Genomic DNA, 22,952 nt, shown 5'->3' with positions numbered 1-22,952 from the left:
ATGGCGCGATCCCGGGTCGCGGCGCTGGTCTGCGCGGCCGGCCTCGCGGCCACGCAGCCCGCGCTCGCGGCGGGCGACGCGGACGGCGACGCGCTGCGGCTCGCCGACACGGCGACTGCCGCGCCCGTGGCCCCGAGCAACTGGCGCGGCACGTTCGAGGCGGCTGTGGCGAACTACACGGCGGCGAGCCAGACCGGACCCGTGACGCTCGACGACAACGCGCGCGTGTCGAATACGCTGTCGTACGACGGCACGTTCGGCAACTGGCGGGTGATCCTGTCGAATCGCTTCGATGCGGGATGGCGCGCGGGCACGTCGCAGTACAACGCGGTCGACACGCTGAAGCAGGCCTATGTGAGCTGGCAGGCAAGCCCGAACGCGATCGTCGACGTCGGCCGCGTCAACCTGCGCGAAGGTGTCGCGTCGGGCTTCAATCCGACGGACTTCTTCAAGGCCGGCGCGCTGCGCTCGGTGGTGTCGATCGACACCGAGAGCCTGCGCGAAAACCGCCTCGGCAGCGTGATGGCGCGCGGGCAGCTGCTGTGGAACGGCGGCTCGGTCACCGCGCTGGTGTCGCCGCGGCTCGACACGCACCGGAACGACGCGACCTTCAATCCCGACCTCGGCGCGACGAACGCGCGCACGCGCTACATGCTGAGCGGATCGCAGCGCCTGTTCGGCGACTTCGCGCCGCAGTGGCTGCTGTACGGCGGCGAAGGCATCGCGCCGCAGCTGGGCCTGAACGCCACCACGCTGATCGACAACTCGACGGTCGGGTTCCTCGAATACGCGATCGGCCGCGGCAGCGCGACCGCGGACTTCGCGCAGGCTTCGTCGTCATGGACCTCGAAGCTCGCGACGGGCGTCACCCATACCTTCGCGAACAAGCTGTCGTTGACGTTCGAGTACGACTACGACGGCGCCAGCGCGAGCGCCGCCGCCTGGCGTGCGCTACAGGGCGACCCGTCGCGATACTGGCGCTATCGCGACACGGCGAGCGTCGCGCAGGAGCTGATGACGCGGCACTCGCTGTTCGTCTACGCGTCGATGCCCGACGTCTTCGTCCAGCATCTGGCGCTGGCCGCGATGGCGCGCTACGACCTCGACGATCACAGCTATTTCACGTGGCTCGAGGCGCGCTATCACTGGCCGCGCACGGACTTCGCCGTGCAATGGCAGAGCAACCACGGCTCCGCGCGCAGCGTCTACGGCGGGCAGGCGCAAAGCGAGATCGTGCAGGGGATCGTGACGTTCTTCTTTTGAGCGGGCGGCGGCCGCGGCGATGCGCGGCCTGACGGCGCCGGGGATCGAGGCCGACGGACAGGTTGCTTCATGGCGCGGAAAACGAATCGCCCGGCGCAATGCGTCGGGCGCGGAAGAAGATCGCGGCGCGAGGGCCGCCCTCACGGGCGACCGTGCCGGTTCAGCGCCGGTTCAGCGCGACTCGAACGCCGGCGCGGCGCCTTCGTCGGACGATCCGTTCGCATGACGGATACAGCGCGTGACCACGTTGATCGCGCGTCCGAGCGGCATGCCGACGAGCAGGCCCCAGACCGCGAACGACAGGATCGCGAAGGTTCCGGTGGCGGCCCACGGCCGCGACGTGGCGATCGCGTAATGAATGAACGTCTCGGCGACGAAGGTCATGAGCAGCGTGACCAGCAGGCTCGCGTCGCCGGGCAGGCGCACGAGCATGCCTTCGGGCCCGGTCCGGAACTGCAGCCGCCAGCGGCGCGCGTGGAACCAGCCGCCCGTCGCGCCCAGCACGAGCGCAGCCAGCGCGGCCGCGTAGGCATCGCCCCCCGCCCGCGGAAACAGGTGGCCGAGGCTCGACAGGCCGAGCCCGACGAACACGATCGGAAACAGGATCGGACGCACGGGCCGGACTTCGCGCGCGAAGCAGCGCTTCACGCCGATATAGACGAGCACGCAGAACAACACGTAGACGTAGGACGGGAGATGTTGCATGGGGTACCTGTTCGGAAGCGCCGCGCGCGGCGGATATGTCGACGACTATAGCGGCCGGAAGGTCCGCCTGCCGCGCTTTGCGATGAACGGCGGGAATCGGCCGATGAACGGCGCCTGCGTCCGGCGAATGTCCGTGCGGGGCCGCTTCGTCGTCGCGCCAGCCCACGCGCGCTGCTGCATTGCAACAGCCCGACGGCACGGCACATCCGCGCCGGGCGCCTGCGCGAATCGAAGCCGTCGCGCAGGCGTCGCGGCCGATTGCCGGTGGTGACGCTGTCGCGAATTACGTTACCATCTCCGCTATCCGCACTCGCTCGCTGCCATGCAAAGCAGGCTCCTCCCATTCCTGTCGTCCGCGCCGCATGTTGGCCCCGCCCATCGCGGCCGATCGCTGCTGGGCCTCCTTGTCTTCAACACCGGTGTCGGACTGATCTTCTGGGCCACCCGCCGCAACGAGGCGCTGCTGCCGTACCTGGTCGTCGCGAACGGCATCGGTTTCAGCGCGATGCTGCTCAGCTTCGCCGCCGACAGGCTCGTGCGCGGCAAGCTGGCACTGGTGCCGAAGATCCTGATCGTCGCGCCTGCCAGCGTGTTCATCGGTTTCGAGATCGCGGCATCGACGATCGGGCACGTTCCGCACCTGATCGGACATGCGGGTATCAAGGTATGGCTGGCCTACGGTTCGTCGTTCGTTATCGCCGGTGCGGCCTGCGCATTCGTCTCGGTGTTCGTGCAGGCCGCGCGCATGCGCGCGTCGCTCGAAACGCAGCGGCGCGAGGCCGCCGAGGCGCGCCAGGCCGAAACGGCCGCGCGGCTCGCGCTGCTGCAGGCCCAGATCGAGCCGCATTTCCTGTTCAATACGCTAGCGAACGTGCAAAGCCTGATCGAACGCGATCCGACCCGCGCCACGACGATGCTCGACAGCCTGAACCGCTATCTGCGTGCGAGCCTGAGCCGGACGCGCGAGGCCACCTCCACCCTGGAGGAAGAGCTGGAACTGGTCGAGGCGCTGCTGAAGATCGCGACGATCCGGCTCGGCGAGGAACGCCTGCGCTATGCGATCGACGTGCCGGCCGCGCTGCGGGCGTTGCCGCTGTCGCCGCTCCTGCTGCAGCCCCTCGTCGAGAACGCGTTGCTGCACGGCATCGAGCCGTCGGTCGACGGCGGCGAAGTGCTCATTCGCGGCACGCGCAGCGGCGACCTGCTCGTCCTGAGCGTGAGCGACACGGGCGTGGGACTCGGCAACAGCGGCACGAAGCTGCACGGCGGCGTGGGGCTCGCGAACGTTCGCGCGCGGATGATCAGTCTTTATGGCGAGCGCGGCCGCGTGTCGGTCGGCGCGAATGCCGACGCCATGCGGGGCGTGACCGCAACCTTGCAGATCCCGATCGCCTGATATGCCGACCGCCCTGATTGCCGACGACGAACCCAACCTGTCCGCGGAGCTTGCCGCGCGCCTCGCGCCGCTGTGGCCGGAACTCGAGATCGTCGGGATGCCCCGCAACGGCGTGGACGCACTCGCCGAGCTGAATGCGAAGCGCCCGGATTTCGCGTTCCTCGACATCCGGATGCCGGGTATCGACGGCCTGAAAATCGCAAGTCTCGTACCGCACGTGCACATCGTGTTCGTGACGTCCTATGACGAGTATGCGGTCCAGGCGTTCGACCAGTCGGCGATCGATTATTTGCTGAAACCGGTGACCGACGAGCGCCTGCTGCGCTGCATCGTCAAGCTGCAGCGCGGCGGCCCGGCGCCCGCCGACACCGCCCTGCTGGCGCACGCGCGCGAGCAGCGGGATGCCGCGCCGATCCGCTGGCTGACCGTGGGCCTCCGGGACACGACGCGGCTCGTGTCGGTGGACGAGGTGCTGTACTTCCAGGCCACGGACAAATATACGGAGGTCGTGACCGCGGGCGAGCGGCACGTGATCCGCACGCCGCTCAAGGACATGCTGCAGCGGCTCGATTCCGAACGCTTCGCGCAGGTGCATCGCGGCGTAATCGTCGCCTATGCGGCCATCGATCACATCGAACGCGATCTGCTCGGCCGGCTGCGTATCCATTTGCGCGGGAACAACGACGTCCTGCCCGTCAGCCGCGCATGCGCGGGCCTCTTCAAGCAGATGTGACGCTCGGCGTCCCGTCTCGGCTCATGGCTGTCGCGGCAAACCGGCATGGCGACGTATTGCCGCGTGCAGAGAGGATCGCAAAGGATGGATGGCCTACGTTCACCCGTGACGGCGTCGAAGTGTGGAACTGCAGCGCGCGCAATGCCGCTGCGCACTTCGACGTTCAGTCCGCTCAGGAGGATCTGCCGATGAGCCAGCTTGTTCAGATTGCGCCGGGCGTCGTGTTCTCAGCCGATGTACTGGGTGTCGAGTGGGCGCGCAAGTATCGGCAGACCAACGCACATGCGAGTTCGAGTGAGGATCCGGAACCCGAACACCAGTCGAGCGGAACTACGCCGGAAAGCAACCCTGCGGCTCCGTCGAGCATGCCGGGCCAGATGTCGTTGTTGTAGGGAGTTATTCGGGCCCGACAGAACTGACGAGCGGGGCTCGGCAACTTGCATCATTGCTTGATCGCGATCTGATCAAAGCATGGTCATCGCAAGCATAGTTCCGACAGACATGACAAGCGTGCACGGGGTACTTTCCCGAAACAACCGAACACGCGGCTTTGCAAGTTCCAACGCCAAGTCTTTCAAGATGGCATTCCCAAAGTTTGCACCCAATGTTGATAACGCCCGGGCGCGACCGACACCCCGTTTACCCGCTATTGTAAGTAGGTGACTGTGTCCGGCGTTTCAGGGGGCGGTTCCACCCTTGATCGCCGCAAACATGGTTCCTGAGCACCGCTCGCGCTTATTGTGAGCGCCAACAGCTGCCCGAATACAGCATGACTGCAACCAATACGACGGGTCGCCCCGACGCGTGGCGATCGTCATCGACCCCAAGGAAACAAGATGCCGACATTGCACGTGATGTTGAAGATGGCACTCTACGTTTCGCTGATCCTGGCCACGCCAGGGCCGACCAATACCCTGCTGCTGTCCTCGGGAATCAAGGTCGGCTTCCGGCAATCGTCGCCGCTCCTGGTTGCAGAGGCATCGGGCTACGGCTTCGCGATATCACTGTGGGGTTTCTTCCTGGCGACATTCGCCGCCACACGGCCGTGGCTTTACGATGCGCTGAAGCTGGGGAGTTCGGCCTATATCTTCTATCTCGCCCTGCAGCTATGGAAAAGACCACACTTTGAAGACATCCAGTCGGACCCCATCGGCTTTCGCGACATGTTCGTCGCGACGACCCTGAACCCGAAGGCGTTGTTGTTCGCCACTGCGATCTTTCCCCCGCAGGCGTTCGTATCGGTTCCGTTCTATCTCTGCTCGATCGCGGTCTTCACCGTGCTCGCCGTCACGATCGGTTCGATGTGGCTGACCATCGGCGGCGCCTTGACGGCGCGCCGGTCTCTGGCCACACATACCGGAACGCTGCTTCGCGGTGCGTCGGTCGTGCTGTGGATGTTCGCGGGCACGCTGGTGTTTTCCGTACTCAACCGCTAGCGCCTGTCATGAACCTGTATTCATGCACGATCGCCTCGAAATAAACGCGGGGAGCAGATCAAGACCGCCGAAATACGCAAAGGTTGACATCTTTGTTTCGAAAATGGTGGCGACCTTATTTATTTCATGTGAATTCAGTCATTAATTTCTCACTCCTATACAACAAATTCGCCTGCTCGAACGCCAAAGATGAATAATCAAATTTCCGTTTTTAAAATAATCAAATAGCTTGTTTGGAAATATTCCGCCGATACTTTACTGGATTAACGATTCCTCTGGATCAGCTGATATTGATATGAAATTTTGCAAGGTATGTCATCGTTAACACTGCTATGGTGTATCGCAGAGGTGACGTGCACGGTATGGCAAGCCTCGGGAAGCTGACGTTGTCTGAGCATCTCGATGCGCTAATGGCGATTGCTGCATCGGCCAGTCAACCTGTTGATGCGGCATCCCTTACGCGGTGTGCCGCCGATGCGATGGGTGCCTCGCATTGTTCGATCATGCGTCTATTTGAACCGAGAGCGGAACAGCCTCGGACAAAACCCCGGGGATGCGGGCAAGGATGTCCGGATATTGCGTAAAGGGACGTCCCCCATTTAGCCGAACTTCGCTGCGATTCACTCTGCCTTCCTGGTGTCATGTGTCGTGAGGAGTCCGACACGTCATGACGCGTTACCGGACGAGTGGCGATCTCAGCTCGATAAGGCGGCACTATCCATTCAGGTTTCAAATCCTATGAGAAACGTGTCATGAGCAACCCGATCAAGAATATCGTCATCGTGGGCGGCGGCACCGCGGGCTGGATGGCCGCCTCGTACCTCGTCCGGGCACTCCAGCAACACACGAACATTACGCTCATCGAGTCTGATGCGATCCCCCGGATCGGCGTGGGCGAGGCGACCATCCCGAGCTTGCAGAAGGTGTTCTTCGACTTCCTCGGAATACCGGAGCGGGAGTGGATGCCCCAGGTGAACGGCGCATTCAAGGCCGCCATCAAGTTCGTGAACTGGAGGAAGTCGCCCGACCGCTCGCGCGACGATCACTTCTACCATTTGTTCGGCAGCGTGCCGAACTGCGACGGCGTGCCGCTTACCCACTACTGGCTGCGCAAGCGCGAACAGGGCTTCCAGCAGCCGATGGAGTACGCCTGCTACCCGCAGCCCGGCGCGCTCGACGGCAAGCTGGCACCGTGCCTGCCCGACGGCACCCGCCAGATGTCCCACGCATGGCACTTCGACGCGCACCTGGTGGCCGACTTCCTGAAGCGCTGGGCCGTCGAACGCGGAGTGAACCGTGTGGTCGACGAGGTCGTGGAGGTTCGCCTGAACGACCGCGGCTACATCTCCAGCCTGTCCACCAAGGAAGGGCGGACGCTGGAGGCGGACCTGTTCATCGATTGCTCCGGCATGCGGGGGCTCCTGATCAACCAGGCCCTGAAGGAACCCTTCATCGACATGTCCGACTACCTGCTGTGCGACAGCGCGGTCGCCAGCGCCGTGCCCAACGCCGACGCGCGCGTGGGGGTCGAGCCGTACACCTCCGCGATCGCCATGAACTCGGGGTGGACCTGGAAGATTCCGATGCTGGGCCGGTTCGGCAGCGGCTACGTCTTCTCGAGCAAGTTCACCTCGCGCGACCAGGCCACCGCCGACTTCCTCAACCTCTGGGGCCTCCCGGACAACCAGCCGCTCAACCAGATCAAGTTCCGGGTCGGGCGCAACGGGCGGGCATGGGTCAACAACTGCGTCGCCATCGGGTTGTCGTCGTGCTTTCTGGAGCCCCTGGAATCGACGGGAATCTACTTCATCTACGCAGCGCTGTACCAGCTCGTGAAGCACTTCCCCGATACCTCGTTCGATCCGCGCTTGACCGACGCGTTCAACGCCGAGATCGTCTACATGTTCGACGACTGCCGGGATTTCGTCCAGGCGCACTATTTCGCGACGTCGCGCGAAGACACGCCATTCTGGCTCGCGAACCGGCACGACCTGCGGCTCTCGGACGCCATCAAGGAGAAGGTTCAGCGCTACAAGGCGGGGCTGCCGCTGACCACCACGTCGTTCGACGATTCCACGTACTACGAAACGTTCGACTACGAATTCAAGAACTTCTGGTTGAACGGAAACTACTACTGCATCTTTGCCGGCTTGGGCATGCTGCCCGACCGGTCGCTGCCGCTCTTGCGGCACCGACCGGAGTCGATCGACAAGGCCGAGGCGATGTTCGCCCGCATCCGGCGCGAGGCCGAGCGTCTGCGGACGAGCCTGCCGACCAACTACGACTACCTGCGGTCGCTGCGTGAGGGCGACGCGGGGCGGTCTCGCAGCCAGCCCGGGCCGACGTTCGCGACGCCGGAAATCCTGTAGTGGAGCGCGCCCTGGGCCGGGTATGCGCATTCGCGGCCACGCACGCCGCGGTGGCGGCCTGCGATCCGCTGCACGCGCGGGCGCTCGTTCTGCAGCTGCCGGGCCTGAACCGTAACAAGGACGTGCCCGGCATCGTTGCCCTGTTGCGCGAGTTCCTCCCGGCGCGCGGCGTGCCCTCCGGCTGGAGCTTCGTCGAAGCCGCCGCCGTGATGCGGGACATCGGGTTCTTCCTGGGGTCGCTCAAGCGGCACGGACACGAGCCCGTGGACGTGGTACCCGGGCTCGAGCCGATCCTGCTCGGCCTGGCGCGCGCGACCGACCTGCCGCCGCGCGAGACGCTCCTGCATGTGACGGTCTGGAACCCCGCGGCGGCCGACGCGCAGCGGAGCTACACCGGGCTCCGCGACGAAGCGCACCTGCTCGAGAGCGTGCGCATCTCGATGGCGGCCCTCGAGGCAGCCATCGCGGTGACCGTCGAGCTGTACGACGTGCCTCTGCGGTCCCCCGCGTTCGCGCAAGGGTGCGACGAGCTGGCGGCCTATCTTCAGAAAATGGTCGAATCGGTCGTTTACGCTTACCGCTTCATCTCGCTGCAGGTCTTCTACCACGAGCTCCGCCCCTTCTACGAACCGATTCGAGTCGGGGGCCAGAGCTACCTCGGCCCCGGTGCCGTGGAAATGCCCCTCTTCGTGCTGGAGCACGTGCTGTGGGGCTCGCAATCGGACCACCCGGCTTATCGAGAATTCAAGGAGACGTACCTGCCCTACGTGCTTCCCGCGTACCGGGCCGTCTACGCTCGGTTCGCCGGGGAGCCGGCGCTCGTCGACCGCGTGCTCGGCGACGCGCAAGTGGCCGGCGCGCGGGGTGAGCCCGTCGGGGCCGGGCTGGCCGCCCTCGACCGGGTCTTCGAGGTCCTGCTGCGCTTCCGGGCGCCTCACCTCAAATTGGCGGAGCGGGCGTACGAAGCCGGGCAAAGCGGCCCCGCCATCGGCAGCGGCGGGTACGCACCCAGCGCGCTCGTCGATCTGCTCACGCTCACGCGTGCCGCGCGGTTCCGCCTCCGCGCCGCGCTCGACGAGCGCTGACGCCTGACGCTTGCGGCCCTGTGTTCCATCTCACCAGGAGAACTTGCCCCCATGACTCAGAACAGCCCCGCGAACGGGCACGACAGCAATCACTTCGACGTGATCATCCTCGGCTCGGGCATGTCCGGCACCCAGATGGGGGCCATCCTGGCCAGGCAACAGTTTCGCGTGCTGATCGTCGAGGAGTCGTCGCACCCGCGGTTCACGATCGGCGAATCGTCGATCCCCGAGACGTCGCTGATGAACCGCATCATCGCCGATCGCTACGGCATTCCGGAGCTCGACCACATCACGTCGTTCTACGCGACGCAGCGTTACGTCGCGTCGAGCACGGGCATCAAGCGCAACTTCGGCTTCGTGTTCCACAAGCCCGGCCAGGAGCACGACCCGAAGGAGTTCACGCAGTGCGTCATTCCTGAGCTGCCGTGGGGTCCGGAGAGCCATTATTACCGGCAGGACGTCGACGCCTACCTGTTGCAGGCCGCCATCAAATACGGCTGCACGGTCCGCCAGAAGACGAACGTGACCGAATACCACGCCGACAAGGACGGCGTCGCGGTGACCACCGCCCAGGGCGAGCGGTTTACCGGCCGGTACATGATCGACTGCGGAGGCCCCCGCGCGCCGCTCGCGACCCAGTTCAAGCTCCGCGAAGAGCCGTGTCGCTTCAAGACGCACTCGCGCAGCCTCTACACGCACATGCTCGGGGTCAAGCCGTTCGACGACATTTTCAAGGTCAAGGGGCAGCGCTGGCGCTGGCACGAGGGGACCTTGCACCACATGTTCGCGGGAGGCTGGCTCTGGGTGATTCCGTTCAACAACCACCCGCGGTCGACCAACAACCTGGTGAGCGTCGGCCTGCAGCTCGACCCGCGCGTCTACCCGAAAACGGACATCTCCGCGCAGCAGGAATTCGACGCGTTCCTCGCGCGGTTCCCGAGCATCGGGGCGCAGTTCCGGGACGCCGTGCCGGTGCGCGACTGGGTCAAGACCGACCGCCTGCAATTCTCGTCGAGCGCCTGCGTCGGCGACCGCTACTGCCTGATGCTGCACGCGAACGGCTTCATCGACCCGCTTTTCTCCCGGGGGCTCGAAAACACCGCGGTGACCATCCACGCGCTCGCGGCGCGCCTCATCAAGGCGCTGCGCGACGACGACTTCTCCCCCGAGCGCTTCGAGTACATCGAGCGCCTGCAGCAGAAGCTGCTGGACCACAACGACGACTTCGTCAGCTGCTGCTACACGGCGTTCTCGGATTTCCGCCTGTGGGATGCGTTCCACCGGCTGTGGGCGGTCGGCACGATCCTCGGGCAGTTCCGGCTGGTGCAAGCCCACGCGCGGTTCCGCGCGTCGCGTGACGAGGGCGACCTCGATCACCTCGACGACAACCCGCCGTACCTCGGGTACCTGTGCGCGGACATGGAGGGGTACTACCAGTTGTTCAACGACGCCAAGGCCGAGGTCGAGGCCGTGAGCGCCGGGCGCAAGCCGGCCGACGAGGCCGCGGCGCGGATTCACGCCCTCATCGACGAACGAGATTTCGCCAGGCCGATGTTCGGCTTCGGGTATTGCATCACCGGGGCCAGGCCGCAGCTCAACAACTCGAAGTACAGCCTGCTGCCGGCGATGAAGCTGTTGCACTGGACGCAAACCAGCGCGCCGGCAGAGGTGAAAAGGTACTTCGACTACAACCCGATGTTCGCGCTGCTCAGGGCGTACGTCACGACCCGCATCGGCCTGGCGCTGAAGTAGTCGGCCGGCTCCGGAACGAAAACGATGAACGACGTTCAATTGGATCAAGCGCGCCCCGAGGCGCATCCCCTGGGGGCATACGACGCGACCACGCGCGTGGCCGCGAGCTGGTACGTCGCGATGCGCTCGGACGACCTCGAGGACAAGCCGACGGCGTTGACGCTCTTCGGCCGTCCGTGCGTGGCGTGGCGCGGCGCGACGGGGCGGGCCGTGGTGATGGACCGCCACTGCTCGCACCTCGGCGCGAACCTGGCCGACGGGCGGGTCGAGGAAGGGTGCATCCAGTGCCCGTTTCACCACTGGCGGTACGACGAGCAGGGCCAGTGCGTTCACATCCCCGGCCACTGCTCGGCGGTGAGCCGGCTGGAGCCCGTCCCGCGCGGGGCGCGCCAGCCGACCTGGGTCACCGCCGAGCGATACGGCTACGTGTGGGTCTGGTACGGCTCCCCGCAGCCGCTGCACCCGCTGCCCGAAATCGCCGCGGCCGACGTCGACAACGGCGACTTCATGCACCTGCACATCGCGTTCGAGACGACGACGGCGGTCTTGCGGATCGTCGAGAACTTCTACGACGCGCAGCACGCGAACCCCGTGCACGCGCTCCCGATCTCGGCCTTCGAGCTCAAGCTCTTCGACGATTGGCGCCCGTGGCCGGAGGTCGAGCCGCTGGCCCGGGCGGGCGCGTGGTTCGGTGCCGGGATCGACTTCACCGTGGACCGGTACTTCGGGCCCCTCGGCATGCTGTCGCGCGCGCTCGGCCTGAGCATGTCGCAGATGAACCTGCACTTCGATGGTTACCCCGGCGGGTGCGTCATGACCGTCGCGCTGGACGGAGACTTCAAATACAAGCTGCTCCAGTGTGTGACGCCGGTGAGCGACGGCAAGAACGTCATGCACATGCTCATCTCGATCAAGAAGGTGGGCGGCCCCCTGCGCCGCGCGACCGACTTCGTGCTGTTCGGGTTGCAGACCCGACAGGCCGCCGGGTACGACGTCAAGATCTGGAACGGGATGAAGCCGGACGGCGGCGGCGCGTACAGCAAGTACGACAAGCTCGTGCTCAAGTACCGCGCGTTCTACCGGGGCTGGGTCGACCGCGTCACCGACGCGACCGCTCGACCGCGCCGCCGCGAGTGAGCGGCGATGCGTGAGTCGGCGGCCGAGACGGCGTGATGAACGTTGCCGCCGACGTCATTACACCGCCCGATCCCCGGCGCCCTTACGCGGCCCATCGACACGCCGAGTCGGCAAGACAGCGAGCCCGCGCACCGCCGCCGCGCTCTCGCCCCCATCGCCGGCGCCCGTGATCTCGTCCAGCGCCCGGTTGTTGGTATACGGCCCGAACACACCGATCGACACCATCACGATCACCATGCTGCCGCCGATCAGCACGAACACGGCCGACACCCCGGCGCGTTCGAGCAGCAGCGCGATGATGAAACTGCTCGCGATTCCCGTCAGGCGGCCGATCGAATGCACGAAGCCGAGCGCGCGCCCGCGGATCTCGGTCGGAAACACTTCCGACTGGTACGCGGTGCCGTTGCTCGCGAGCACCGTATTGGACAGCGTGACGAGCAGCCCGAACGCGATCACGAACGGCGCCTGCGCCGACATCGCGAACGCGGTGCCGAACAGCGCGACGCCGAACGCCGACGCGACGATCAGCCATTTGCGCTCGATCCGGTCGGCGAGCAGACCCGCGACGAACGGCGACACCGGATACGCGAACGCGATCACGAACGCATACCAGAGGCTCTTCGTGACGCTCGCGCCCTGCGCGGCGAGCAGCGTCGGCAGCCACTGGCTGAAGCCGAAGAAGCCGATGCTCAGGAATGCATTGAACGCGATCAGCATCGCCGTGCGGCCGCGATGTTGCGCGTCCCACATCGACGGCGCGCGCTGCGGGGCCGGCGCAGTTGCGGCCGGCGCCGGGACCGCGGGCAGCGGCCGGCCGGATTCCCGCTCGACCGCCTGCTCGAGGCGCTGCAGCACGGCTTCGGCCTCGGCCTCGCGGCCGTTGCGGGCGAGCCAGCGCGGCGACTCCGGCAACCGCGACTGCAGCCACCAGACGACGACCGCGCCGCTGCCGCCGAGTAGCACGACCCAGCGCCATCCGGAGATCCCAAGCGGATCGTGCGGCACCCATAACCACGACACCAGCGCGAGCACGGGCATCGCGAGATAACCGACCGCGAAGCACAGCGCGAATGCGCGGCCGCGCACCGCCTTCGGCACCAGCTCGGTCAGGAACGCGCCGATCGTGATCAGCTCCGCGCCGATGCCGCAGCCCGCGATGAAGCGGCACACGAGGATGCCGAGCGCATGCGTCTGCACGCACATCGCCAGGCTCGCCGCCGTGTAGAGCAGCAGCGCGCCGGTGAACAGCGCGCGCCGCCCGAAGCGGTCCGCGAGGCGCGACACGAACATCTCGCCGACGAACAGCCCCGCGAACGTCGCCGCGCCGAGCGCGCCCTGGTCCGACATGCCGAGCACGCCGTGCGAGCCCGCATGAAAGATGCCGTCGCGGATCAGCCCCGGCGGCAGGTAGGTCATCTGGAACAGGTCGTAGACCTCGAAAAACCCGCCGACGCTCAGGAACAGCACGAGCGTCCAGATGCTGGCCGTCGCGGGCAGGCGGTCGATGCGCGCGGCGATCGACGCCGCATGGGAATGGGACATGGCGACTCCTCGATGATCCGCCCGCGCGGCCGGCGCGAAGCGGCGGACAAGGCGCCGGCGCAGCGTGCGCGCGGCGCCGGCGTTCAGACGGTGGCGACCGGATTGACCGGCGACCCGACGAGCCCGCGCAGGTGCAGCGGCGGCGCGGTCAGCAGGAAGCGGCTGCGTCGGTGCGCGCGCAACCATTCGGCAAGCGGCGTCAGGTGCCACAGCTCGCCGAGATGAATGCCGAGCTTGAACAGGCACAGCTCGTGCAGCGGCATCAGCGCACCGGGCCGCTCGCGCGCCGACGCATTGCGCGGGCGCTCCTCGACCGCGTGGTTGTCCGCCGCGAGTGCCGCGAGCCCCGATGCGGCGATCCATTCGAGCAGGCGCGGGTCGTTGCCGTCGAGCACGCAGCACAGGTCCGGTGCACCGGGCTCGCCGCGCGCGTCGGCGTCGAGCAGACGATCGGCGAAGCCCGTGTGCACGCACACGATGTCGCCACGCTCGACGACCACGTCGTCCGCGCGCAGCACCGCCATCCATTCCGCGTAGCCGATCTTGCGCCGCTCGTCGCCGAAGTGACGGCGCAGGTCGACCAGCACGCCGCGCCCCTGCACGCCGGTTTGCGCCATCACCTCGATGCCGAGCGCACCCGCACCACCGCGCGGCGCGCCCGCTTCGGGCACGTGGATGTGCTCGTCCATCCGGTAGCCGTTGTAGAACACGCGGGCCGGCTCGCCGTCACCTTCCGGATCGAACAGCGAGCCGACGTGCGACAGCGCATCCCATTGCGTCGAGAACTGCGAGTGCATGCAGAACGAGTCGTCGCAGACCACGTCGGTTGCGTTCGCAACCTGTTCGTCGGCCCGGTAGCCGAAGTACGGCTTGTCGCCGAGCAGCGCCGGCATGATCGCCGGCGGCCGGCGCCGCGCGTTCAGCCCGCCGCCGCGCGGCACGTCGAGCGGCAGGCTCAGCGAAAACACGCGGCCTTCGCGCACCTCCGCGACGCCGCGCAGCACCGCGTCGGCCGTCAGCCAGTTCAGGCGCCCTTTCTGATCGTCCGGGCCGAAATCGCCCCAGTTCGAGCCGGGCGGCCGATGGGTCCAGCGTGGTTTCATGGTGTCTCCTCCATGCCATATCCAGGGTGTGGCGGCAGGCGCGCACGGCCGTCCTTCGCGGCCGTGTCGCGCCCGAGGTTTCGCGGCTAGCGCGTGCGGATCACGCCCAGCCCGGCGAGCCGCTCGTATTCCTGTTCGCCGAGCAGCGGCAGCAGGATCTCGCGATTGTTCTCGCCGAGCGCGGGCGCCGGCCGGCGGAACGTACCGGGCGTGGCTGACAGGCGCGGCGTGATGTTGTGCATCGGCAGGCTGCCGACGTCGTCGTCCGGCAGTTCGACGAGCGCCTCGCGTTCGATCACGTAGTGATCCTGAACGATCTGCGCGATGTCCTGGATCGGCCCGACCGTCACGCCCGCTTCTTCGAAGAACGCGAGATTGGCGTCGAGATCGCGTGCGGCGATGAATTCGCCGACGATCGCATCGAGCGCCTCCGCGTGCTGCACACGCTGCACGTTGGTCGCGTAGCGTGGATCGTCGATCAGCTCCGCGCGGCCGATCGCGCGGAACAGCCGCTCGGCCATCGCCTGCGTCGAGCTCGACAGGCACAGCCACTTGCCGTCGCGGGTGCGATACGCGTTGCGTGGCGCGGTGTTCGACGAACGGCTGCCGGTGCGCGCCTTGATCTCGCCGGTCATCACGTAGTTCGCGGCGGCCGGCCCGAGGATCGACAGCAGCGGCTCGAACAGCGACACGTCGATCACCTGCCCCGCCGCGCCGTGCGCGTCGCGCGCATGCAGCGCGACCAGCACGGCAAGCGCGCCGGACAACCCGGCCGTCATGTCGCCGAGGAACATCGGCGGCAGCACCGGCTCGCGATCGGCGAAGCCGTTGATCGCCGCGAACCCCGCATACCCTTCCGCGAGCGTGCCGAAGCCCGGCTTGTGGCGGTACGGCCCCGTCTGCCCCCAGCCGGAGATCCGCGCGATCACCAGTTCCGGCCGGATCGCGAGCAGGTCGTCCGGGCCGAGCCCCATCTTCTCGGCGACGCCGGGCTTGAAACTCTCGACGAACACGTCCGCGTCACGCACCAGCCGGCGGACGATGTCGATCCCCTCGGGCGTGCGCAGGTCGACGCACACGCTGCGCTTGTTGCGCCCGTACACCTTCCAGTTCGTGCTGATCCCGCCCGCGCCGACCGCGCGCAGCGTATCGCCGCGCTCGCTCTCGACCTTCACGACGTCCGCGCCGAAATCGGCGAGCTGCACGCTCAGCATGTTGCCCGCCATCAGACGCGACAGGTCGACGACGCGTACGCCCGCGAGCGGCCCCTGCGCGCCGGCGTCGAACGGTTTCGGATGGATCGGGCCGGTGGACGCGCGACGGCGCGCGCCGGCCGCGTGCGCGGCCTGCGGGTCGGGAACGAACATGCTTGTCTCCTGGTTGGTGTGTGCGTCGTTCGATACGGACTTCGAAGTGCGCGCTCAACCGCGCACGGCGCTACTCGAGCAGCGCGCCGAGCTGGTCGGCCGAGCGGAACGCCGCGCCCGCGGCGGGCAGATCGCCGCCCAGCGCATGCGTCAGCTCGGCGGCGGCGGCCTGCACGCGCGGCAGGTAGTCGGCCAGCACCTTCTTGTTGAAGCGATAACGCGGCACGCCGAGCGAGATCGCACCGCTCAGCACGCGGCCGACACCGAACGCCGGGCACGCGATCGCCGCGCTTTCCGGGTCTCGTTCGGCGATCGATACCGCATAGCCCTGCTCGGCCGTCTTCTCGTAGTCGCCGCCGCGCGTGCCGCTGAACGCGAGCAGCACGCGCCCGGCCGCGCCGACGTCGAGCGGGAAGCGGTCGCCCTCGCGCAGATGCGTGCGCACCGAGCGCTGCGCCTGGATGCGGAACAGGCACACGCGCTGGTCGCCTTCGCGCACGTAGAACGCGGCCGTCTCGCCGGTTTCCGCCGACAGCGTCGACAGGATCGGCATCACGTACTCGCGCAGCTGGAACGACTCGCGATACATCATCCCCAGCTGGAACACGGCGGGCCCCAACACGTAGCGCCCGTCCGGCAGGCGCTTGATGAAGCGGAACTGCTCGAGCGACTCGAACATCCGCAACAGCGTGCTCATGTTGAGCCCCGTCTCCTCGCTGACCTGCGCGAGCATCAGCCCGCCGGGCGCGTTGCCGAACACCAGCAGCGCGGTCAGCGCGCGGTTGACCGCGGCCACGCCGCCTTCTGCCGGATTGCTTGTCTCCACCTTGCTCATGTCCACCTCTTGCGATGCCGGGCATCGGTGCCAGCGCCGTGTTGGCCGGCACTCGAAAAATGAAAGTCACTTTCATTATACGCAGATCATCGATGACATCAACATGAATCCGTACGGCTTCGTTCGCTCATCGTCGCGCAATCTCCTTTGAAACTAGGCGTTAACGATAATCTTGACGAATGCCATCATCCATCACAAAAATGAAAGTGACTTTCATTTTTAGAGATCAACGATGGATTCTTCGCATCAACCTGTCTGGCGCTCGCTGCTGTACGTCCCCGCCCACGTCCCCCGTTTCGTCGCATCGGCCGCCGCGAGCGACGCCGACGCGCTGATCCTCGATCTCGAGGACAGCGTCCCGGCCGCGTGCAAGGCGGCCGCCCGCGACGGGCTGGCCGACGCCGTGCCGGCGTTGCGCACGCCCGGCCGCGACGTGCTGGTGCGCGCCAACGGCCCGCTCGACCTGCTGGTGCCCGACCTGCGCGCGGCCGTCCGGGCCGGCGTGGACGGCGTCGTGCTGCCGAAGGTGCGCGGCAGCTCGCACGTCGAGGCGATCGACGAGCTGCTGGCCGCGCTCGAAGAGGAAACCGGCGCACCGCCCGGCGGCACGCGGATCGTCGCGATCGTCGAAACGCCGCGCGCGTTCCAGGCGATGGACCGGATCGCGCGGGCGTCGCCGCGCGTCGTCGCGATGATGCTGGGCGGCGGCGACTTCGCGCTGAACTGCGAAAGCGGCGCGAGCGCCGACGTGCTGCGCGTGCCGAAGCAGTTGCTGATCATCGCCGCGCGCGCGGCCGGCATCCTGCCGCTCGGCCTCGTCGGCGGCCTCGACGAGCTGCGCGATCTCGACGCGTTCGAGCGCATCGCGCGCATGTCCGCGGAGCTTGGCTATGCGGGCGCGACCTGCATCCATCCGCTGCAGGTCGGCGCGCTCAACCGCGCGTTCCGGCCCGACGACGGCGCGGTGCGCGACGCGAACGCGGTACTGGCCGCCTACGACGACGCACGCGCGAACGGACGCGGCGCGCTGCGCGTCGACGGCAGGATGGTCGACGCACCCGGCGTCGCCCGCGCGAAGCGCGTGCTCGCGCGTCACGCGGCCGTCGAAGCGCGTACCGGCGCCACGCCCCGGTAATGCGCGCTCAACCCTTCATTACCGCGCCTCATCCCTGCGCATGCGCAGGTCGCGCGAAACGCGCGTGCGTTGCGCCACGACGCCACCCGTTCACCGCCCGGCCCGGATAGCGTCGCCCCGCAGCACCGCCGCGCCGCTCGACCGGCGCGGCGCCGCAATCCAATAAATAAACCCACGAAGGAGACAAGCCATGGGCAAGCGGATGTCCGCACTGTGCGGACTGGGCCTCGTATCGGCCAGCGCCTGCGCGCAGAACACGATCACGCTGTATGGCGTGGCCGACGTCTATACGGAATTCCTCACCCACCAGGCCGCGCCCGGCAATAACGCGTCGGCATCGCTCGTGCGGATGGCGTCGGGCGGCAAGAGCGGCTCGCGCTGGGGCCTGAAGGGCGTCGAGGAACTCGGCGGCGGCTGGCAGGCCGCGTTTCGGCTCGAAAGCGGCATCAACCTGAACAACGGCACCGGCACCGGCGCGGGCGGCTTCGACCGCTCCGCATGGGTCGGGCTGCAGCACGAGTGCTGGGGCGCGCTGCGGCTCGGCCACCAGTACACGACGCTGTTCGACGTCATGGAGCACTATTCGCCGACGGGCGCGTACTCGACGCTGTACGAGCCGGCCGGTGCGATCGTCGGCGTCAACTTCCGCGAGAACAACGTCGCCAAGTACCTCGCGAAGATCGGCGCGCTGACGCTCGAAACGCACTATTCGTTCGGCGGCACGCCCGGCGCGTTCCAGTCGAACGCCGCCTACGGCGCCGGCTTCGACTATGTCGGCGACGCATTCTCGGTCGCCGCCGCGTTCGACAACGTCAACACGCCGCAGCCGGGCGGCTTCGCGCATTTCCGCCGCTACGCCGCCGCCGCGATCGCGTCGATCGACCGCGTGCAACTGCTGGCCGGCGTCACGCACGGACAGAGCGGCGTCGCCGCGCCATCGGTCGTGACGCGCTACACGTTCTGGTGGGCCGGCGTGCGCTACGCGATCACCCCTTTCCTGCAGGCGATCGGCGCGTTCTATTACGAGGACATCCGCGCGCAGAATCCGCCGAACGCGCAGACACCCGCACCGCACCCGGCGAACCCGCAGCAGGTCACGCTGCAGTTGAACTACTTCCTGTCGAAAGCCGTCACGGTGTACCTGGCGGGCGGCTACGCGCGCCGCGCCGCGCTCGATTTCGACAACTACAACTACAACTTTCTCCACTACACGCTGGCCGGCGACCGCGCCAGCAGCGCGGGCGCGGCACTCGGCCTGCGCAAGCTGTTCTGAGCCCGCCTCTCCCCCCGTTTCAGGAACCTCCGGAGCCACGCACCATGAACCGCCGCCACTTCCTTTCCACGCTGACCGGCACGGCGCTCGCGCTGCCGTTCGCCCACGCCCGCGCCGGCGCGCTCCCGGCCGCCGGCATCACCACCGGCCGCCCCGATCTCGCGCAGCAGCTCGCCGACTACGCGGCCGGGCTGCAGTATCGCGACCTCGACGACACGACGATCGAGACGATCAAGGCGCACCTGATCGACGCGCTCGGCTGCGCGATCGCCGCACACGACGAACGCCCGGTGCGGATCGCGCGCGATGTGGCGCTTGCGTCGCCGGGCGGCGTGTCGACGATCGTCGGCACCCGCGAGCGCACGAGCCCCGATCTCGCCGCGTTCGCGACCGGCACCGCGCTGCGCTACTACGATTTCAACGACGCCTACGCCGGCAAGGAGACCGGCCATCCGAGCGACAACATGTCCGCGTGCCTCGCCGTCGCCGAAGCGCAGCATGCGAACGGCCGCGACCTGATCCTGTCGATCGCGATCGCGTACGAGATCGCGTGCCGGCTGATGGATGCCGCCGCGATCAGCCCGCGCGGCTGGGACCACACGTGCTACAGCCTGCCCGCGGTCGCGCTCGCCGCGGGCAAGCTGATGCGCATGCCCGCGCCGCAGCTGGTGCAGGCGGTGAACCTGTCGATCAACAGCCATCTCGCGCTGAACCAGACGCGCGTCCAGCAGTTGTCGAACTGGAAGGCGCTCGCCGATGCGGACGCGGCGCGCAACGCGGTGTTCTCGACGCAGCTCGCGCGCGCCGGGCTGACCGGCCCCGCGCCGATCTTCGAAGGCATGGCGGGGTTCTTTCCACAGGTGTCCGGGCCGTTCGCGGTCGACACGCGCGAATTCGGCGGGCGCGGCGGCGCATTCAGGATCGGCAAATGCTTCGTGAAGTTCTATCCCGCCCAGGGGCTCACGCAAACGGCGATTCCGGCCGCGGTCGACGTCGCCGCGCAGGTCGGCGACCTGCGCCGCATCCAGCGCATCGAGATCGACACGACCGAGGTCGGCTACGTGACGGCCGGCCGCGACCGCGAAAAATGGGCGCCGTCGACCCACGAGACCGCCGATCACAGCCTGCCGTACATCGTCGCGCGCGCGATGCTCGACGGCGACATCACGACCGAGAGCTATCGGCACGACGCGCTGCAGGATCCGGCGCTGCGCGCGCTGATCGAGCGGATCACGGTGCGCGAGGACCCGGCGCTGACCGCGCGTTATCCGGCGCAGGCACCGAATCGCGTGACGGCCGTGTGCGAAGACGGCACGACCTGCACGAAGCAGGTGGACGACCTGCCCGGCTCGCCGACGCGGCCGATGCGGCGCGACGACTACGTCGCAAAGTTCACGAAGAACTGCCGCCGGCACTGGAACCCGGCACAGATTCGCGCGGCGCTCGATTACCTGTGGCGGCTCGACGAGCAGCCCGATGTCGCGACGCTACCGCCGCTGCTCGTCGTCGGCTGACCGGCGTGCCCGGCCTACGCCTAAGAGTCGCTAACACAAGTCATCCACGAAGCGCGAGCAGATGACGGCGGCGGTCAGGAAGAGAAGCGCAACATGAATATCAAGTCGGCGCTCAAAGCGAATACGCAGTTTGCCGAAACCCGCAAACCATGCATACGTGCGCTCGACGACCCACCGATGTCGTCCGAGCCGCTCGCTGCTTTCCACGCCGCGACGGGCGATACGGGCCTTGATGCCACGCTGCTTCAGATAACGCCGGCAGCGAGCGAAGTCATGGCCCTTGTCTGCATGCAACTTGCCCGGACGTTTGCGGGGCTGGCCGCTCAAGCCCGGCACCGCCGGGATGGCATCAAGCGTGGGCTCGAATGCCATCGAATCGTGTCGGTTGGCGCCCGTGACCGTGACAGCCAGAGGGATGCCGCGTGCGTCTACGACGATGTGCCGTTTCGAACCAAGCTTTCCCCGATCCGTCGGGGTGGGGCCGGTTTCCTGGCCCCCCGGGGGCTGGAGACACTGGCGCCATCGAGGCTTGCGCGCTCCCAATCAATCTGGTCGTGTTCACGTAATCGACGAAGCATCGCCAGATGCAATCGCTCCCACACGCCCGCGGCTTACGAACGCGAAGAAAACGAATTGCCGACGGATGGCCGGTCCGTCCGGCTGCTGCACCGCAAGTATTTTGAACTGTGCGTGTTCAGCCAGCTCATGCGTGAATTCAACCCCGGCGACGTCTACGTCGAGCAGAGCGACCCGTACGACGACCCCCGCGAGCATCAGGTGTCGTGGGAAGAATTCCATGAGGAACTGCCGCGCTACGGCGAGCATCGTCGGGATGCCGGTCGATAGTCGCGCCGTCGTCAAAGACCTGCGCGACCAGCTCAGCACGCGGGCCGACGAGATTGACGCCGGCTTTCCGGAGAACAGCCACGTCGAGATCGGCGAGCAGGGCCTCATTCTTCACAAGATCGACAAGGAACCCGACCCACCGAACAAGAAGCTGATCGATCAGGCCATCACGGCATCAATGCGACCCGTCAGCATTCTCGAGATGCTCACCGAAACCGAGCAGTGGCTCGATCTTGAAAAGCTCTTCGGTCCGCTCTCGGGCTTCGAAGAGAAGATTGACGATCCGCACAAGCGCTTCATCGCGACGCTGTTCTGCTATGGCTGCAATCTCCGCCCCAGCCAGACCGCGCGTTGCGTCAAGAATTTGACGCGCAAACAGGTCGCGTGGCTAAACCTGCGGTACGTCACCGAAGAGCGGCTCGACAAGGCAATCGTCAAGGTCATCAATGCGTACAACCAGTTTGCGCTGCCGAAATTCCGGGGTTCCGGCAGGCAGGTATCGGCCGACGGCACGAAGTGGAACCTCTACGAGCAGAACCTGCTGTCCGAATACCACATCCGATATGGCGGCTACGGCGGGATCGGCTACTATCACGTGTCGGACATGTACATCGCACGGTTCAGCCACTCCATCCCGTGCGCCGTGCATGAGGCCGTCTACATTCTCGATGGGCTGATCAAAAATACCTCCGACGTGCAGCCCGACACCGTTCACAGCGACACGCAGGCGCAAAGTGCACCGGTACTCGGTCTCGCGCACCTGCTCGGAATCAACCTGATGCCACGTATCCGCAACATCAAGGACCTGAGGTTCTACAAGGCCGACCGGGACAAGCACTATCAAAACATCAAATCACTGTTTCGCGAATCCGTCGACTGGGAACTGATCGAGCGCCATTCTCCCGGCATGCTGCGCGTCGCGATCTCGATCAAGGCGGGTAAGATGACGCCGTCGACGATCCTGCGTTGGCTGGGCTCCGAGAGCGTGAAGAACAAGCTGCATTTTTTTGCGCTCCGTGAACTCGGCCGCGTGATCCGTGCGCTGTTCCTGCTCAGGTACATTAACGGCCCCGAAATACGCCGCACGATTCACGCGGCAACCAACAAGAGCGAACAGTTCAACGGCTTCGCGCAATGGTTGATGTTCGGAGGCGAAGGCATCATCGCCGAAAACATACGGCACGAGCAGCATAAGGTACATCAAGTACAACCAGCTTGTCGCAAACATGGCGATCCTCTACAACGTACAGTGGATGTCACGCACGCTTAAGGAGTTGCAGGCGAAAGTGCACTCGATCGATGCCGAGGTACTGAAAGTGCTCTCGCCATACAGGAAGGACCATATCAACCGGTTCGGCAACTACTGGCTGGACCTAATGAAGAATATTATTCCGCTCGACCCAACGATCAATTTCGCTTACAAGACAGCTGCTTGATGCAGTTTTGGCGAAAAATTAGCGA

The 22,952-nt window shown here is 66.6% G+C and carries 17 protein-coding genes and 2 pseudogenes; 13 read left to right on the top strand and 6 right to left on the bottom strand.

Going from position 1 to position 22,952, the window contains the following annotated elements; all coding sequences use genetic code 11:
• Nucleotides 1-1,263, top strand: a complete 1,263-nt coding sequence (locus tag ACTRWB_RS15970; protein WP_446902435.1) for a hypothetical protein — start codon at nucleotides 1-3, stop codon at nucleotides 1,261-1,263.
• A 171-nt stretch (nucleotides 1,264-1,434) separates the two neighbouring features.
• On the opposite strand, the gene ACTRWB_RS15965 is transcribed toward ACTRWB_RS15970, so the two are convergent.
• The gene (locus ACTRWB_RS15965) at nucleotides 1,435-1,968 is read right to left on the bottom strand and encodes a DUF6622 family protein (protein WP_048252047.1); all 534 of its coding nucleotides are present in this window, start codon (nucleotides 1,966-1,968) and stop codon (nucleotides 1,435-1,437) included.
• 322 nt (nucleotides 1,969-2,290) lie between these two features.
• On the opposite strand from ACTRWB_RS15965, the gene ACTRWB_RS15960 reads away from it, so the two are divergent.
• The 8 genes from ACTRWB_RS15960 (at nucleotide 2,291) to ACTRWB_RS15925 (ending at nucleotide 11,876) form a co-directional block, all read left to right on the top strand.
• Entirely contained in the window at nucleotides 2,291-3,364 is a 1,074-nt protein-coding gene (locus ACTRWB_RS15960; protein ID WP_193102794.1) for a sensor histidine kinase, read from the top strand.
• Between the two features lies 1 nt (nucleotide 3,365).
• Complete coding sequence (locus tag ACTRWB_RS15955; RefSeq protein WP_419690320.1) at nucleotides 3,366-4,097, top strand: LytR/AlgR family response regulator transcription factor; 732 nt, start codon at nucleotides 3,366-3,368, stop codon at nucleotides 4,095-4,097.
• A 188-nt stretch (nucleotides 4,098-4,285) separates the two neighbouring features.
• Entirely contained in the window at nucleotides 4,286-4,489 is a 204-nt protein-coding gene (locus ACTRWB_RS15950) for a hypothetical protein (protein WP_446902434.1), read from the top strand.
• A 444-nt stretch (nucleotides 4,490-4,933) separates the two neighbouring features.
• Nucleotides 4,934-5,533: a LysE family translocator gene (locus tag ACTRWB_RS15945; protein ID WP_446902433.1), complete on the top strand. Its 600-nt coding sequence runs from the start codon at nucleotides 4,934-4,936 to the stop codon at nucleotides 5,531-5,533.
• Between the two features lie 752 nt (nucleotides 5,534-6,285).
• The gene (locus tag ACTRWB_RS15940; RefSeq protein WP_446902432.1) at nucleotides 6,286-7,902 is read left to right on the top strand and encodes a tryptophan halogenase family protein; all 1,617 of its coding nucleotides are present in this window, start codon (nucleotides 6,286-6,288) and stop codon (nucleotides 7,900-7,902) included.
• Nucleotides 7,902-8,987 carry a monodechloroaminopyrrolnitrin synthase PrnB family protein gene (locus ACTRWB_RS15935; protein ID WP_446902431.1) on the top strand — a complete coding sequence of 362 codons (1,086 nt, stop codon included), beginning with the start codon at nucleotides 7,902-7,904 and terminating at the stop codon, nucleotides 8,985-8,987. Before ACTRWB_RS15940 ends, ACTRWB_RS15935 begins: the two co-directional genes overlap by 1 nt.
• A 51-nt stretch (nucleotides 8,988-9,038) precedes the next feature.
• Nucleotides 9,039-10,739, top strand: a complete 1,701-nt coding sequence (locus ACTRWB_RS15930) for an NAD(P)/FAD-dependent oxidoreductase (RefSeq protein WP_446902430.1) — start codon at nucleotides 9,039-9,041, stop codon at nucleotides 10,737-10,739.
• Nucleotides 10,740-10,763: 24 nt separating this feature from the next.
• On the top strand, nucleotides 10,764-11,876 hold the full coding sequence (locus ACTRWB_RS15925) for a Rieske 2Fe-2S domain-containing protein (RefSeq protein ID WP_446902429.1): 1,113 nt from the start codon (nucleotides 10,764-10,766) through the stop codon (nucleotides 11,874-11,876).
• Nucleotides 11,877-11,933: 57 nt separating this feature from the next.
• On the opposite strand, the gene ACTRWB_RS15920 is transcribed toward ACTRWB_RS15925, so the two are convergent.
• From ACTRWB_RS15920 to ACTRWB_RS15905, 4 genes are all read right to left on the bottom strand, one after another.
• Nucleotides 11,934-13,418: an MFS transporter gene (locus ACTRWB_RS15920; RefSeq protein ID WP_446902428.1), complete on the bottom strand. Its 1,485-nt coding sequence runs from the start codon at nucleotides 13,416-13,418 to the stop codon at nucleotides 11,934-11,936.
• A gap of 83 nt (nucleotides 13,419-13,501) precedes the next feature.
• Nucleotides 13,502-14,521: a cyclase family protein gene (locus ACTRWB_RS15915; protein ID WP_193102801.1), complete on the bottom strand. Its 1,020-nt coding sequence runs from the start codon at nucleotides 14,519-14,521 to the stop codon at nucleotides 13,502-13,504.
• 86 nt (nucleotides 14,522-14,607) lie between these two features.
• On the bottom strand, nucleotides 14,608-15,888 hold the full coding sequence (locus ACTRWB_RS15910) for a CaiB/BaiF CoA transferase family protein (protein WP_446902427.1): 1,281 nt from the start codon (nucleotides 15,886-15,888) through the stop codon (nucleotides 14,608-14,610).
• 70 nt (nucleotides 15,889-15,958) lie between these two features.
• The gene (locus ACTRWB_RS15905) at nucleotides 15,959-16,723 is read right to left on the bottom strand and encodes an IclR family transcriptional regulator (protein ID WP_446902426.1); all 765 of its coding nucleotides are present in this window, start codon (nucleotides 16,721-16,723) and stop codon (nucleotides 15,959-15,961) included.
• A gap of 232 nt (nucleotides 16,724-16,955) precedes the next feature.
• Between ACTRWB_RS15905 and ACTRWB_RS15900 the strand changes: the two genes are divergently transcribed.
• The 3 genes from ACTRWB_RS15900 to ACTRWB_RS15890 all read left to right on the top strand — a co-directional run bounded on the left by ACTRWB_RS15900 (nucleotide 16,956) and on the right by ACTRWB_RS15890 (nucleotide 20,645).
• The gene (locus ACTRWB_RS15900; RefSeq protein ID WP_446902425.1) at nucleotides 16,956-17,858 is read left to right on the top strand and encodes an HpcH/HpaI aldolase/citrate lyase family protein; all 903 of its coding nucleotides are present in this window, start codon (nucleotides 16,956-16,958) and stop codon (nucleotides 17,856-17,858) included.
• A 190-nt stretch (nucleotides 17,859-18,048) separates the two neighbouring features.
• Complete coding sequence (locus ACTRWB_RS15895) at nucleotides 18,049-19,131, top strand: porin (RefSeq protein WP_446902424.1); 1,083 nt, start codon at nucleotides 18,049-18,051, stop codon at nucleotides 19,129-19,131.
• Nucleotides 19,132-19,175: 44 nt separating this feature from the next.
• On the top strand, nucleotides 19,176-20,645 hold the full coding sequence (locus tag ACTRWB_RS15890) for an MmgE/PrpD family protein (RefSeq protein WP_446902423.1): 1,470 nt from the start codon (nucleotides 19,176-19,178) through the stop codon (nucleotides 20,643-20,645).
• Between the two features lie 30 nt (nucleotides 20,646-20,675).
• Here the strand turns inward: ACTRWB_RS15890 and ACTRWB_RS15885 are convergent.
• Nucleotides 20,676-21,256: pseudogene (locus ACTRWB_RS15885) on the bottom strand (IS5 family transposase); the annotation flags it as partial.
• 31 nt (nucleotides 21,257-21,287) lie between these two features.
• Here ACTRWB_RS15885 and ACTRWB_RS15880 point away from each other — a divergent pair.
• Nucleotides 21,288-22,927: pseudogene (locus ACTRWB_RS15880) on the top strand (Tn3 family transposase); the annotation flags it as partial.
• Between the last annotated feature and the right edge of the window lie 25 nt (nucleotides 22,928-22,952).

This window comes from Burkholderia sp. YIM B11467 (assembly GCF_052952715.1).
This window is presented reverse-complemented; position numbering and strand designations above follow the sequence as displayed.